A 14258-nucleotide genomic window follows, 5' to 3' on the forward strand; every position below is an offset into this window, starting at 1 on the left:
TCACAACTTCTGCTGCGTGCAGAAGTCGATAAAGTGACTTTCCGGCATCGGCCGGGCAAACAGAAAACCCTGGGCAAGGGTGGCGCCCAACTCAATCAGCCGGGCCTGTTGCTCGACGGTCTCTACACCTTCGATAACCAGCGAGATACCTAACGCCTGAGCCAGCGCCACCGAGCAACTGATGATCGCAGCACTTTTGGGCTGGTTTTGCATCTTGCGCACGAACGCCCGGTCAAGCTTGATCTCACTGAATGGGAGATCGCTGAGCCGATCCAGCGAAGAATACCCGGCGCCAAAATCGTCCATGGCCAAACCACAGCCGAGCATCCGCAGCCGCACGAGGTTCTCCAGGCTTCTGGCGGGTGCACTGATCAGGCCAGACTCAGTGATTTCAAACATCACGCTGGCCGCAGGCACTTGCGAACGCCTGATCAGTAAGGTGATGCGCTCGGTCAGCGCGGCACAGGCCAACTGTGCCGGGTGCAGGTTGAACGCCAGGTTGATCCCCTGCCCCTGCGCTGCCAGCCTTCGCTGAAAGGCAAGGCCCTGCTCGAACAGCTGCCAGAACAGGCGGTTGATCAGGTTGTGCTCTTCCATCACCGGTAAAAAATGAGCGGGCGCCAGCACACCCCACTGAGGGTGGGTCCAGCGTGCAAGCACTTCTGCGCCAACCAGTGACTGGCCTTGGAGGGTAACTTTGGGTTGGTAGTACGCCTCGAACTCACCATTGTCCAGGCCCTGTTGCACGTCACTCAGGGTCGGGAGCTCGGCAGGCGACAACAACCTGGGGACGGCGCTGCAATGTTCCCGGTAGCGTTTGACCACCTGGCTGAAACCGTCCAGGTTGAATGGTTTGCCCAGATCGCCTAAAAAAGTCAGGCCCAGGCATTGGATCATGGCGACCGTGGCCTGCCGCAGCGCCGGGTCCAGCTCGCTGCAGAGCACCACTGCCCCAATCTTTCCGCTGCAACTGGCTTGGCGAAGAAACGCCAGGCCGTCCATTCCGGCCATTTTCAAATCACACAGCACAATGTCCACTGCGTCGCAATTGGACAGCACAGCCACGGCCTCATGGCCGTCCGCCGCTTGCAGAATGGGCCCCGGCAACACTTTTTGCAGTGCTGTCACGGTGACCAGGCGTTGAAAGGGTTCATCCTCCAGCACCAGAACAGTCAAGTCTTGCATCGCAGGTCTACACGCACGCCATTGAAGGAAGCACAGTCTGCGAGGCGCACCGCCAACACCTCCATGGGAAATTTCCTCTCATCCATCGGAAATTTCCTAAGCAACTACAGCTCTGTCCTACACAGCCAATGGTGTTAACCTGTTAGTGGCTAATCGATACCGTTCTGTAACAAGCGCGTTCTCAAGGTAAAATCACACTATGCACAGCGTTCTGATAGTTGACGATCATCCAGTCATTCGACTTGCCGTCCGGGTGCTGCTGGAAAAGCACGGCATGCGTGTGGTGGGCGAAGCGGACAATGGCCTGGATGCGGTTCAGCTTGTACGCGAACTCAACCCGCAGGTGGTCATTCTCGATATTGGCATTCCCAAGCTGGACGGGTTTACCGTTATTTCCAAGATCAAAATGCTGAATGTACGCAGCAAGGTACTCATCCTGACTTCGCAGCCCGCCGATTCGGTATGCCGACGCTGTATTCAGTTAGGTGCGCGCGGTTTCGTCAACAAGGAAGAAGACTTGGGCAGCTTGATCACCGCGATCAAATCGGTGGATGCTGGCTATACGTTCTTTCCTTCGCTGACGTTTGACAGTGTCAACCCTGCAGAGCAACTTTCGGAGTTGGAGCAGATTCGTTCACTGACCGACCGGGAAGTGACGGTTTTGCAATACTTGGCGCAGGGCTACTCCAACAAACAGATTGGCGACATGCTGTTTCTGAGCAATAAAACCGTGAGCACCTACAAAACACGGCTGCTACAAAAGCTAGGCGCTGCGTCGCTGGTTGACCTGGCTGAGTTTGCCAAGCGCAATGCATTGACGCCGTGAACGGTCTTTAAAGGCGTGTAGGAATTTTCCTACGCCTTCGTCGGCAACGTCCTACTCACTTCTTCCCTCCCCGCCCCTAGGCTTACTCCAGCTCAACGGTACACAGATACCCGAGCAGCGAGAGTGTTCGATTGAGTCTTCTTCAATCACTTCAATGTAAAACTAGGAGTAGTACATGAAAGTTAGTACGTTGGCTGGCGCAATTATGGCGGCGACCTTGGCAGCCACTTCGGCAGTCAGTTTTGCCAAGGATGAGGGACACGGTGTCATTACCTTCAAGGGCGCGATTATCGATGCACCGTGCTCCATCGCTCAAGACTCGGCCTACCAAACTGTCCCGATGGATGAAATCTCCAACGTTTCCCTGAAAAACGGCGGTAAATCCAGCCCGAAAACCTTCAAGATCGAACTGCGCGGCTGTGAACTGGGCGCCCTCAAGTCGGCCACTGCAACCTTCACCGGTTCGCCTGCTTCCAACCCAGACCTGCTGGCAATCAAAGGGACTGCCCAAGGCGCCAGCCTGGCCATCGCCAGCCACACCGGCGAGCTGATCAAGCTGGGCGACGCTTCGCCTGCGCAGACGCTGTCCAATGGCGACACCTACCTGGAATTCCAAGCCTACCTGCAGGGTGACATGGTTGCCGCACAGGGTGGCGGCGCAGCCACCGCGGCCGAAATCGTACCAGGCAACTTCGAGACATTCGCCAACTTCACCCTCGCTTATCAGTAACGTCATTCGTCACTGAAGTGCCTCGCAGTACGCGCTCACTGCGTGCTGCGGGGAAGCTTGCGGAGGTTTAGATGATTCGCTCAACCACACTGCTGCTACTGGTCCTTTTACCCCTTGGTCCGCCTGTCTGCGCGGCTGATGCACTCAAGGGGCGAGTACAAATGGCCGGGAGCATCGTCGACAGCGCCTGCTCCATCCGTGTGGGAAGCGACCGTCAGACAGTTGCGTTCAAACCCATGGCACTGAATGGATTGCTCAACGGTGATCCGTCTTCGCAGCAGTTCTTGACCGTCTATGTTACCGACTGTATTGCATCGGAAAAATCTAACGATACTGATACGTCCCAGCGTTTCAGGCTGACATTCGACGGCCAAGCGTATGGTAAATACTTCGCCATTGAGGGCGTCGCAAAAGGTATTGCACTGCAAATAAAAGATCACCGGGGCAAGTTGGTATCGCCCGGCATGTTACTCGAGCACAGCCCTCTGTCTGCCGACCAGTTGCTGCTCAATTATTCTTTGACGCTCGTCGGTAGCGGACGTGTACTGGAAGCAGGCGATTATCACGCCACCCTCAAGCTGAACATTCAGCACTTCTGAACTGCACTGCATTAGCGCAGTTTCCGCTCAAGGATTTAGTCACGTGGATCACCGTAAGGTATTGGCTACCACGGCGTTGTGCTGTATCGCGGCGTGGGCAAGTGCAGCCGAAGAATTCCAATTCAACACCGATGTACTGGACCTCAAGGATCGCGAGAACCTTGATCTTGGGGTGTTTGCTTCGGCCAACTTCATCATGCCCGGCCAATACAGCCTGATGGTACACGTGAACCGCGATACATTGACGGAGTTTGCCGTCGACTATCTCCCGGCCGAAGACGATCCGAAAAGCAGCGTCGCCTGTCTTTCGCCGGCGTTGGTCAATGAACTGGGCTTGAAAGAGCAGGTTATCAATTCACTGGCCTGGTGGCACGGTGGCGCCTGTCTTGACTTGGCCAGCGTTCCTGGCCTGCAGGCCCGTGGCAACTTGGGCACTTCGGCGCTGTACGTGAGCATTCCCCAGGATCAGCTGGAATACACCGCTCCGAACTGGGACCCACCGTCGCGCTGGGACGAAGGTATTTCCGGGGTGCTGTTCGATTACAACTTGAACGCTCAGACCACCGAGCGTACGCACGGCAAAGGCCGCAGCGACACCCTTAGCGGCAACGGAACCGCCGGGGTCAACCTGGGCGCCTGGCGCTTGCGTGGCGACTGGCAGACCCAGATGCAACGCAGTGACGACCAGCCGTCACAAAACCAGTTCGCCTGGAGCCGCTTCTATGCGCTACGCGCCGTGCCCTCGCTGCGCTCGAACCTGATCGTCGGCGAAGACTACCTGGACTCCAACCTGTTTGGCAGTTTTCGCTACACCGGCGTCAATCTCAGCAGCAACGACAACATGCTACCCCCCAACCTCCGGGGTTATGCCCCGGAGGTCAGCGGTGTGGCCCGCACCAACGCGCGCGTAGTTATTCGCCAGCAAGGCCGTGTGCTCTACGACACTCAGGTGCCACCAGGGGCGTTTCGCATTCAGGACCTCAACGATGCGGTCTCTGGCCAGCTGGACGTGCGCGTCGAAGAACAGGATGGCAGCGTTCAGGAGTTCCAGATGGACACCGCCAGCATCCCCTATCTGACTCGCCCAGGCACGGTGCGCTACAAGTTGGCCACCGGCAAGCCGTCTGACTGGGAACATCAGCTTGATGGCCCCGCGTTCGCCACGGGTGAGTTTTCCTGGGGTGTGAGCAACGGCTGGTCGCTGTATGGCGGCAGCCTCGGCGCCAAGGATTATGGATCGCTCGCCGTGGGTGTGGGCCGTGACCTGATGGCATTCGGGGCGCTCTCGTTCGACGTCACCCAATCGCGGGCCACGCTTGCGGAGCGCGACACACTCAGCGGCAAGTCCTACCGTGCCAGCTATTCCAAGCGCTTCGACGAGTACGACAGCCAGATCACCTTTGCCGGCTACCGGTTCTCTGAAGAGAACTACATGAGCATGAACGAATTCATCGAGACCCGGCGGAGCAGCCGGCCGTTGAACCAGAGCAAGGAGCTGTACACCACCACAGTGAGCAAGCAATTTCGCGATTCGGCGCTCAGCGTGTACTTCAACTACAACCACCAGACTTACTGGAACAGCCAGGCGAGTGACCGCTATAGCCTGTCGTTGTCGCGCTATTTCGATGTCGGTGGCTTGAAGAACCTCAGCCTATCGCTGACGGCGTACCAGAACAAGGGCAACGGCACCTCCGATGACGGGGCCTACCTGTCGGTCAACATCCCCTGGGACAGCACCGGCTCGTTCAGCTACAGCTCGTCGGTCAACCGCGGCGACACCGCCCATAGCCTGAGCTATTACGACCGTATCGATGCACGCAACCACTACATGCTCAGCGCGGGTAAGTCTTCCAGCGGCGAAATGGCCAGCGGTTTTCTGTCGCATGACGGGGATGCGGCTCAGCTAGTGGCCAGCGCCAGTTACCAGGCCGGTGAGTACAGCTCGGCCGGGCTGTCCCTGCAAGGCGGCGCCACGCTGACCGGCGAAGGTGCGGCCCTGCATCGCAGCAACATCATGGGCGGCACGCGGCTGCTGGTCGATACCCAGGGGGTTGCCGACGTACCGGTGCGCGGCAACGGCGGCATAACCCGCACCAACCGTTTCGGCAAGGCGGTGGTGACCGACGTCAACAGCTACTACCGCAATCAGGCCAGCATCGTGCTGGACGACTTGGCCGACGATGTCGAAGCCACCCAGTCAATTACCCAGGCAACCCTGACCGAAGGCGCAATTGGCTACCGCCGTTTCGATGTCATCGCCGGCCACAAGGCCATGGTCATGATTCGCATGGCCAATCACCGCGCGCCGCCCTTTGGCGCCAGCGCACGCAACAGCCGCGGCCAGGAGACCGGCATTGTTGGCGAAGAAGGATCGACTTACCTGAGCGGCATGAAGCCGGGCGAAACCATGTCGCTGCATTGGGACGGCAGCGCACGCTGCCATTTCACCCTGCCCGACCCGGTGGTATCGCCTGAACGGCAACTGGAGCTGCTGTGCCAGCCCGTCAGCGACGCGGACGACTCTGCCGCTTAATCTATCTGCAATAGGTACATCTATGAACACCTGCTTGAAACGCAACACCCTGACCCTGCTCGCGCTGTTGGGCACCTGCGCGGCGCAAACCAGCCTGGCGGCAGTGTCGCTGGACCGTACACGCGTCATTTTTACCGGCGGCGAAAAATCGGTCAGCCTCAGCGTCAGCAATCAGAACACCCAATTGCCCTACCTGGCACAAGCGTGGATCGAGAACGAACAGGCCGAGAAAATCACCAGCCCTCTGGTGGTGGTGCCCCCCATCCAGCGCCTGGAAGCCGGGGGTAACAGCCAGGTAAAAATCCAAGGCCTGCCTGAACTGGGCCTGCTGCCCCAGGACCGCGAATCGTTGTTCTACTTCAACCTGCGCGAGATTCCGCCACGCAGCGATCAGCCCAACACCTTGCAAATTGCCCTGCAAACGCGGGTGAAGCTGTTCTATCGACCGGCGGCGATCGCCCCAAGGGCCGGTGTCAACGAAGCCCCCTGGCAGGAAAAACTGACCCTGACCCGCCAGAACGGCCGCTATCAGGTGAACAACCCGACGCCCTACTACGTCACCCTGATCGATGCCACACCCAACCTCAACGCAGCCAGCGCGATCGACTTCAAACCCCTGATGATCGCCCCCAGGGGCCAGCTCGACCTGGGCGTAAGCAGCAAGGCGCTGGGCGACAAGCCAGTGCTGACTTACGTCAACGACTTTGGCGGCCGCCCGCAACTGCAGTTCAGCTGCGCAGCAGACACCTGTAGCGCCAGCCCCGTAGCCAGCAAACGCTGACACCCGACGACCTATTCCAGTGAGGGCAAATCATGAAGCCTGGACTCCCTATCTGTCTTGCTGCCTGGCTCTGTACGGCCAGTGTCTTGACTCATGCCGCCGGCAACCTTGCGCAGACGGCCGAGTTCCAGGTCACCGGTACCTTGCTAGAAAGCGCCTGCTACCTGGACCCCAGCTCGGCCTATCAGACTTTGTCTGTGGGTGATTTGAGCACTGCCCACCTGTTGCGCATTGGCGATCAGGGTGCGCCTGTAGCCCTGCATCTCAAACTGCAAGGCTGTGTACGCGTCAACGGCGGCCGCCAGGATGAGCAGCAAGGCACTCTGGTCTGGAGCGCCATCGAACCGGTGGCCGCGCTGGCCTTCAACGCCGTCGCCGATGCCGATACGCCCGCACTGATCAGGGTGATCGGCGCCGAGGGTTTTGGCCTGCGCCTGCTCGATGTCCAGGGCAGCGATGTACGCCTGGGCCGTACCGCGCCGGCGTGGTTCGTCTCACCGGGTGACAACCAACTGACGTACTACCTTCGCCCTGAGCGCACAGCGGCACCTTTGCGCCCTGGCGCCTTCCGCGCCAGCCTCAATGTGAACCTGGCGTATGACTGAGGGCCCAGCAATGACCGTCGCACGTACTGTATTGCTGGCCATGCTGTTGGGCTGTGCACCCATGAGCCACGCTGAACAGCAGATGGTGGTAACGATCGAGGGCGTCGTCTATGCGGCGATCCCGTGCGTGATCAATAAAAACGCGCCCATCACTGGCCCCTTTGGCGATGTGCAGACCGCCGGCATCGATGGCACGTACAAGACCATCACCCTGGACTACTCGCTCGACTGCAGCCGCTCGGCAACCAATGAGTTACGTATTCAGGTACGCGGCACCCCGGCTTTCGATCCTGAACTGTTGGTGGTACGCGGTTACGACAACCTCGGCATCGCCCTGAAAAAAGACGGTGCGCCGCTTGCGCTCAACACCTGGGCTGACTTCGACACCCGCAAACAGCCGGTGCTGCAAGCCGTTCTGGTCAAGCGCGAAAACAGTGAGGTTCAAGCGGGCAAATTGAGTGCCAGCGCAACCCTGGTGGTGGATTATCGATGAACACCTTGCACCGCACCTTGGCACTACTGTCGATTGCCACCCTGCCCCTACTGTGTATTGGCGCAGACAACCTGCAGTTCACCGGCAACCTGCTGGCGCCGCCCGGTTGCACCGTCAGCGACAAGGGCGGACGTATCGACGTGCGCTTCGAGCGCAATATTGCCGTCAACCGCATCGATGGCGAACGCTACCGTCAGGCGATTCCCTATCAGATCGATTGCCCGGGGGCAGCCGCTGCCGGCATCACGTGGCACATGCGCTTGACCCTCCAAGGAGATAACGCCCATTTCGATCCTGCCGCGCTCAAGACCTCGGTAACCGACCTGGGCATCAAGGTACTGCTCGGCGGCACGGCACTGATTCCCAACCAGCCCCGAGATATCGATGTGAATGCATCGACTCCACCCATCCTGGAGGCCGTGCCGGTGAAGCTTACCGGCGCGGAGTTACCCAGCACCGACTTTACCGCGTCGGCGCTATTGATGGCCGAACTCTACTAGGAGGTTCCATGGGCAAATGGGCCATTACCCTGACCGCCTGGGTCACCGCCAGCCTGTGGTTGCCGGCGGTACAGGCAGCAGAAGACAACCTGTACTTCTCCGGCACGCTGGTGAATGAGCCGTGCGTGCTGGATGAAAGGGATGAATTAATCAAACTGGACTTCCAGAGTGTGGTCGACAAAGACCTCTACCTCAACGGCAGGACCAAGGGCCGCCCCATAGAAGTGCGCTTGAAAAACTGCGACCTAGACGTTGGCAAACGCATGGTCAGCATCGCCTTCAGCGGTAACGAAAGCAGCGATCCACCAGGGCTGCTGGTGCTGCAAAGCACCACTGTGAAAGGCCTGATGGTAGGGATGGAAACCCGGACCGGAAAGCTACTGCCCTTGAACAAGACACACCCCATGGGTGAACTGACCAGTGGCAACAACGTGCTCAACCTCAATGCCTACTTGCAGGGCGAGCCCGACGTGTTAGCCAACCGCACCCTCGGAGAAGGCGAATTCGAAGCCTCCCTCACCTTTGCCTTGAGTTACGAGTGATCACCATGAATAAGCCTTACGCAACGGCGCTGCGTAGCGCCCTGGCAGCGGTGCTGTTAGGCGGTGCAGCGGCCCAGGCATACGCCATCACAATTACCACAACGGAAAGTCAATATGAGCCGGGGGGCGTACGCTATCACTTCATAGTAAGCGGCTGGGACTCGGCTGGGACAGGGAGGCCCAACCCGTGCCAAACGGACGACCCGCGTCTACACCTATGCAACATCTATCTGAACGCACACCAACGTGCTGGGACTTACAGCGCGGTTGGCACATATGCCAAGTGGCAGGTACCCGTTCATCGTGGCAGTTCGTCGATGAGCGATCTGCTATGGGATCTACAAGCACAAGGTTTCCGAATACCGCTCACTGGCTCGGTTCTGGTCAGTACCAACTACGCCAACAATGAGCTGTGCATCGGTTTCAGCCACGCGAAAATCGGCACCGACTTGGGTGGCGCACTAAGTACTTTCGGCCCATGCACCCGTGTTGTCGCGCCGGTGTTGATGTGCGAAATCAAGGGTGATAACAACATCAACCACAAACACTTGCCCGACAATGCCCTGGACGGCGCGACAGCTTCAACCCAGCTCAGTGTGCTCTGCCGGGGGCCGGCGAGCGTGACCGTCACGGCATCCAGAACGGATTCTTACGGGGTACGACTGAGGGACGACAACAGCTTGTACTCGAGGATTACGGTCAATGGCAAAGACGCCACGGCGGGTATCAACGTGGCCGTTACAAATGGCCTGGCCAGCCCACTGAACATTGAATCGACCCTGGTCACCCGCGGGACCGTGACGCCAGGTGCGTTCTCCGGCTCAACGGTGATTACCATTTCACCGCCCTAGGCGCTGTATGAAACACCGCCCAACGCCATTGCCCAGCCTCAAAGGCTGAGCACTACTGCGCCCTTGGAACAATGCCTTTGAAAACGCCCCCTAGATCTGCCCTAGCCAATACCCAACATCCACCTCGTCCACCTGCTCTGCCCGCAAGAACCGCTCGCCATATTCCCGATACACGCCACTGCTCAGGAACAAGCGCAGCAGTTCACCATCCACATGGTTGTCCCGCGCCATGAACACCAGAATCTTCACCGATTCGGACAGGGTCTTCGGCGCCTTGTACGGCCGATCCGCCGCCGTCAGTGCCTCGAAGATATCGGCGATTGCCATCACCCGTTCGGCGATGCCCAGGTCTGCCTTGCCCAATCGTCGCGGATACCCGCTGCCGTCCATTTTTTCATGATGGTTGCCGGCGATATCGGGCACACGCCGCATCTGACGCGGAAACGGCAGCGAACTGAGCATGATGATGGTCTGCACGATGTGTTCGTTGATCTTGAAGCGCTCCTCGTCGTTCAGCGTGCCGCGGCGGATTGATAGGTTGTACAACTCGCCGTAATCGCTGGCATTGGCCGGCAGGCGCATGTCGAACCCCCAGACATTGCGCGGGTCGCCTTTGGCCACCGGTGGTTTGCGCGGCCCCCAGGGCACCCGGTGTTCGCTGCGGTCGGCCAGTAGTGGTTCGTCCACCGGCAGTTGCACAGGCGGCGCACCGGCAAAGCGCGCCGCTTCGTCGCGGGAGATGCCCAGGCGGTTGTCAAAATGGCGCTGCCAGCGCCGCTCGCCGATGCGGCGCAAGCGCTCGACGTCTTCGTCCTGCATGCACTCGCCGCCAATATTGGCCTTGGCGACGAAGGCGAACGCCTCCTGCAGTTCAACCTTGCTCTGCTCAAGCGTACATTGCAGCATCTGCCGATCCGCGCCGCTGGCCACGCCTTGCCAGTACACCAGCTCGGCGTCGCGCCAGAGCACCTCGAAGCGCATGCGCACCTCATGGATGCGGTTGTACAGGGTCTCCAGCTTGGTGGCCTTGTCCACCACATATTCGGGGCTGGTGACTTTGCCGCAATCATGCAACCAGGCCGCTACCCGAAACTCATAACGCTCGGCCTCGCTCATGGTGAAACCGGCGTAGTGGCCGCTGTCGGCCGCCACGGCCTTGTCCAACAGCATCTGCGCCAGTTGCGGCACGCGTTCGCAGTGGCCTCCGGTGTAGGCACTCTTGGCATCGATGGCATCGGCCAGCAGCTTGATCATGGCGTCGAGCAGGCGCTGCTGGTCCTCGACCAGCTGGCGGGTCTCGATTGCCACGGCAGCAGCGCCGGACAGTTCCTCGACAAAGCGTCGGAACGGTTCGCCCATTCCATCAAGCGCCTGCTCACTTGCCAGCTGCAGCACCAGGATGCCGAGCAACGCATGACCACGATCATTGAGCACCACCGCGTGACCGCGGCCCTGTAATGCCAGGGCCTGTGTCACGGCGTTCGCCAGCTTATCAGGGGCGTGCTCGCCAATCGGCAACGCCTCTGGGTAGCCCTCGCCTCGGCAGGCGGCGGCCAGGCGCAACACGTCGCGCTCGGCATCGAACAGGTACACCGCGCCAGCGCTGGCCCCGGCAGCATCCACCAGTGGGGTGAGCACCCCGTCGAGCATGTGTTCCAACTGGCTTTCACGGCTGAGCGTCAGGGTGATCGCCTGGAAGTTGCGGATAGTCCCGGACATGCGACCAAGCACCCGGCTCAACTCACGCACCTCGGTCACCTGCGACTCAACCCCCACCTCACGGCTGAAATCGAAGCTGGCCAGGCCACGCACCTGATCGGCCAGAAGGCGCAGCGGGCGGCCGATTCGCCGGCCCAGCAAGCCACCGAGCGGCAGCAACACCCCCATCAGCACAGCGGCCCAGAGCAACTGCTCGACCAGCACCTTGCGTGCGTCGGCCAGCAGTTCGTGGGCCGGCACGGCAATCAGCACCTGCAAGTCTTGCCCGGCCAGGGTCGTCAGTTGCTCGAGCATGCCGTACCAGGTTTCACCGTTCACCTGGAACGCTTGAGGCTGGCTGCCCTGGGGCAAGTGCGCGTAGAGCTGTGCCAGGCTCGGGATGCCCAGCTCGGTGATACGGGACAAGCGCACGGCCTCCCCTTCATGCACGATGACCCGCGCCAGGTCCGGGTACGCCACCACACTGCCCTTCCCGTCTACCACGGCGATCTCGGTGCCTGCGGTCATGCGCATGTCGCGGGTTTCGCTGGCCAGGTCGTCGACCGATACGTCCATGCCGACCACCGAGCCGCCGTCGACGCTGCGCTGGGCCATGGTCATGCCGATCTCGCGGGTGGTGAAGAACACGTAGGGGTGGGTAAAGACAGTGCTGGATTGCCCGGATGCTTCGACAAACCAGGGGCGTACGCGGGGATCATAGCGGTAATTCGGCTTGGCCTCGGACTTGAGTAGCGCCAGCGCCGGGTCGTAGAACCGCCACTCCCCCAGCAGCGTGCCGTCGTCGCCCTTGCTGACGCTCTGCACCAGAAACGCGGTTCCTGCAGGTGCGGCGTAACGCTGGAGCAGTTGCGGGTCCTTGAGCCTGCGCACCAGCAAGAACTCGCCATTGGGGTAGCCCATATAAGCGGCGCTCAGCATCTTGTTGGCGTTGAGGCTTTCGACCAGCTGCGGTAGCCGCTCCAGGCGCTGCGCGAGGGTGCTGGCCGTCGGGTTGAAGGCCAGCAGGCGGATGCTGCTCTGCACGGGGTCGACCAAGCGCCGGGCGCGTTCATCGATGGTCTTGCCGAACTGCCGAGCGGTGTCACCGGCGGCGGCGACCAGTGTCTGCTGGATTCCGCGATAGCCCTGCCAGGCAAGGCCCGCGCCCAACAGCGACATGCCCAGCACAATGGCCAACGCCACCAGCCATTGCAAGGAATAGCCGCGCCCTGGATTGCTCATGCCTGCGACCCTCTGCCGCCCGAAGGCGCGGTAGCAATAAGCACAAGCCATAGGCCGCCTGGCTTCAGAGCAGCACGAGCGATCAACATGCAGCCCATCCCGGGTACTCCATGTGTGGCGATGCGAACAGTGTAATCAGCCAGGACGAAGATGCAGGCTGCAGAAGGAAAATGCGTGATTCACGTTTCCAGCATAGACCGTACCCGGCCGGGCAGCACTCTGGCCCCTGTCTGACGTTATAGGTAGAACCCGGGGCGCGGAGCACATTTGTACTCCCATGGATATCGCCTCACGCGCGTTAAGGGTCACTCAGCGAGCTCAACGAATATGACAAAGCGCGCCGAAGCGCGCTTCGCTGCAAGTTACGGCACGATTCGCACCGACTTCTTATGTGTAAAGGTCAGGTAGCTGTAGTGCCCGTGATAGTCCCCCATCCCCGACGCACCGATACCGCCAAACGGTAGATAGGGCGAAAAGGCATGCAGCATGACCCCGTTCACCTGTGCGTCTCCCGATTGGATTCGGTCGATGACCCCCTTGGCCTGAACAACGTCCTTACTGAAAACGTAGACCGCCAGGGGCTTGGGATGGTGTTTGTTTATCATGTCGACAGCCCCGCTGATGTCATCGAATTCCAGCACAGGCAGGATCGGCCCGAACAGTTCTTCGGCCATCAGCGGATCATCCCATTTCACGCTATCCACCACGGTCGCGCTAAACACGCGCTTGTCCACCTCGGCTTGGGCCCCAACCAATACCGTGCCGCGTGTTTCCGCCACCAAGGCGACCAAACGCTCCACTTGGCGAGCCGTCACGATCTTGCCCGTGGAATTGACGTGGGGAAGCTCACTTTTCACCCGCGCCACCAACCGCTGCAACAGTGCTTCTTTAACGCTTCGGTGGACGTAAAGGTAATCAGGCGCGATGCACGTTTGGCCGCTGTTGATGAATTTGCCGAACATCAACTGATCCACAGTTTGGTCGAGATCGGCATCAGGCAGAACAATCAACGGGCACTTGCCACCGAGTTCAAGGACAACCGGCGTAAGGTGCTCCGCCGCCGCCTTCATGACGACCTTGCCGACAGTGGGGCTGCCGGTGAAGAAGATGAAGTCGAAGGGCAGGCTCAGCAGGTGGCTGTTTTCGACGCGGCCACCCTGCACCACCGTGACGTACTCAGGTGCAAACGCCTCTGAAATGATTTTTTCGATGACAATCGAGGTGGCGGGTGTGGTTTCGGACGGTTTAATCATGCAGGTGTTGCCACCCACGATCGCGCCGATCAGCGGGGTCAGCGTCAGGTTAACCGGGTAGTTGAACGGGCCTATGATGTAAGTGACACCATAGGGTTCCTGAACGATGTAGCACTCGGAGGGCGCGATGATGTCTGGCGTAGGTACCCGCTCGGGGACGGCCCAGGCATCGAGGTTAGCCAGCGCAAAATCGATTTCGTGCAACACCTCTCCGATTTCCGCCAGGTCAACGACCTCCCGGGTCTTCCCCAAGTCTTCAGCAAGTGCCGTATAGAGCGCTTCTGTGTTGTTGATTACAGCGCCGCGCAGCTTTTCGAGCGCTTGCTTGCGCACGCCGATATCAGCCGTGGCCCGTGTGGCGAAAAAAGCCTTCTGAGCCGCAAACAGCGCGTCGATCATCACTGGAGATGGATAATTCAT

13 protein-coding genes are annotated in these 14258 nt (G+C 59.9%); 10 read left to right on the top strand and 3 right to left on the bottom strand.

All coding sequences use genetic code 11. From position 1 onward, the window contains the following. A complete protein-coding gene (locus OO306_RS02880) occupies nucleotides 1-1185 on the bottom strand; it encodes an EAL domain-containing protein (protein WP_265967611.1) in 1185 nt (394 codons plus the stop codon). Between the two features lie 199 nt (nucleotides 1186-1384). On the opposite strand from OO306_RS02880, the gene OO306_RS02885 reads away from it, so the two are divergent. From OO306_RS02885 to OO306_RS02930, 10 genes are all read left to right on the top strand, one after another. Next, complete coding sequence (locus OO306_RS02885; protein WP_265967612.1) at nucleotides 1385-2011, top strand: response regulator transcription factor; 627 nt, start codon at nucleotides 1385-1387, stop codon at nucleotides 2009-2011. Between the two features lie 175 nt (nucleotides 2012-2186). Further along, nucleotides 2187-2741: a fimbrial protein gene (locus OO306_RS02890; protein ID WP_265967613.1), complete on the top strand. Its 555-nt coding sequence runs from the start codon at nucleotides 2187-2189 to the stop codon at nucleotides 2739-2741. A 71-nt stretch (nucleotides 2742-2812) separates the two neighbouring features. Further along, nucleotides 2813-3340, top strand: a complete 528-nt coding sequence (locus OO306_RS02895) for a fimbrial protein (protein WP_265967614.1) — start codon at nucleotides 2813-2815, stop codon at nucleotides 3338-3340. A 43-nt stretch (nucleotides 3341-3383) separates the two neighbouring features. Further along, on the top strand, nucleotides 3384-5873 hold the full coding sequence (locus OO306_RS02900) for an outer membrane usher protein (protein WP_265967615.1): 2490 nt from the start codon (nucleotides 3384-3386) through the stop codon (nucleotides 5871-5873). 22 nt (nucleotides 5874-5895) lie between these two features. Continuing rightward, complete coding sequence (locus OO306_RS02905; protein WP_265967616.1) at nucleotides 5896-6654, top strand: fimbria/pilus periplasmic chaperone; 759 nt, start codon at nucleotides 5896-5898, stop codon at nucleotides 6652-6654. A gap of 86 nt (nucleotides 6655-6740) precedes the next feature. Next, nucleotides 6741-7259 carry a fimbrial protein gene (locus OO306_RS02910; RefSeq protein WP_265967617.1) on the top strand — a complete coding sequence of 173 codons (519 nt, stop codon included), beginning with the start codon at nucleotides 6741-6743 and terminating at the stop codon, nucleotides 7257-7259. Nucleotides 7260-7269: 10 nt separating this feature from the next. After that, the gene (locus tag OO306_RS02915) at nucleotides 7270-7752 is read left to right on the top strand and encodes a fimbrial protein (RefSeq protein ID WP_265967618.1); all 483 of its coding nucleotides are present in this window, start codon (nucleotides 7270-7272) and stop codon (nucleotides 7750-7752) included. Continuing rightward, nucleotides 7749-8252 (top strand): fimbrial protein, encoded by a 504-nt coding sequence (locus tag OO306_RS02920; RefSeq protein WP_265967619.1) that lies wholly within the window; start codon nucleotides 7749-7751, stop codon nucleotides 8250-8252. Before OO306_RS02915 ends, OO306_RS02920 begins: the two co-directional genes overlap by 4 nt. An 8-nt stretch (nucleotides 8253-8260) precedes the next feature. Continuing rightward, a complete protein-coding gene (locus OO306_RS02925; RefSeq protein ID WP_265967620.1) occupies nucleotides 8261-8794 on the top strand; it encodes a fimbrial protein in 534 nt (177 codons plus the stop codon). 317 nt (nucleotides 8795-9111) lie between these two features. Next, nucleotides 9112-9645, top strand: coding sequence for a hypothetical protein (locus OO306_RS02930; protein WP_265967621.1), 534 nt, complete (start codon nucleotides 9112-9114; stop codon nucleotides 9643-9645). 90 nt (nucleotides 9646-9735) lie between these two features. On the opposite strand, the gene OO306_RS02935 is transcribed toward OO306_RS02930, so the two are convergent. After that, nucleotides 9736-12585 (bottom strand): HD domain-containing phosphohydrolase, encoded by a 2850-nt coding sequence (locus tag OO306_RS02935; RefSeq protein ID WP_265967622.1) that lies wholly within the window; start codon nucleotides 12583-12585, stop codon nucleotides 9736-9738. Nucleotides 12586-12947: 362 nt separating this feature from the next. Then, entirely contained in the window at nucleotides 12948-14258 is a 1311-nt protein-coding gene (gene mdlD, locus OO306_RS02940) for an NAD(P)-dependent benzaldehyde dehydrogenase MdlD (protein ID WP_265967623.1), read from the bottom strand.

This window comes from Pseudomonas sp. DCB_AW, from assembly GCF_026240895.1.
Lineage (GTDB): Bacteria > Pseudomonadota > Gammaproteobacteria > Pseudomonadales > Pseudomonadaceae > Aquipseudomonas > Aquipseudomonas kermanshahensis.

Coding starts and splice junctions, on each gene's coding strand:
- OO306_RS02895 (WP_265967614.1), top strand. CDS start 2,813: ATGATTCGCTCAACCACACTGCTGCTACTGGTCCTTTTACCCCTTGGT.
- OO306_RS02880 (WP_265967611.1), bottom strand. CDS start 1,185: ATGCAAGACTTGACTGTTCTGGTGCTGGAGGATGAACCCTTTCAACGC.
- mdlD (WP_265967623.1), bottom strand. CDS start 14,258: ATGAATTATCCATCTCCAGTGATGATCGACGCGCTGTTTGCGGCTCAG.
- OO306_RS02885 (WP_265967612.1), top strand. CDS start 1,385: ATGCACAGCGTTCTGATAGTTGACGATCATCCAGTCATTCGACTTGCC.
- OO306_RS02925 (WP_265967620.1), top strand. CDS start 8,261: ATGGGCAAATGGGCCATTACCCTGACCGCCTGGGTCACCGCCAGCCTG.
- OO306_RS02905 (WP_265967616.1), top strand. CDS start 5,896: ATGAACACCTGCTTGAAACGCAACACCCTGACCCTGCTCGCGCTGTTG.
- OO306_RS02935 (WP_265967622.1), bottom strand. CDS start 12,585: ATGAGCAATCCAGGGCGCGGCTATTCCTTGCAATGGCTGGTGGCGTTG.
- OO306_RS02930 (WP_265967621.1), top strand. CDS start 9,112: ATGAGCGATCTGCTATGGGATCTACAAGCACAAGGTTTCCGAATACCG.
- OO306_RS02920 (WP_265967619.1), top strand. CDS start 7,749: ATGAACACCTTGCACCGCACCTTGGCACTACTGTCGATTGCCACCCTG.
- OO306_RS02890 (WP_265967613.1), top strand. CDS start 2,187: ATGAAAGTTAGTACGTTGGCTGGCGCAATTATGGCGGCGACCTTGGCA.
- OO306_RS02915 (WP_265967618.1), top strand. CDS start 7,270: ATGACCGTCGCACGTACTGTATTGCTGGCCATGCTGTTGGGCTGTGCA.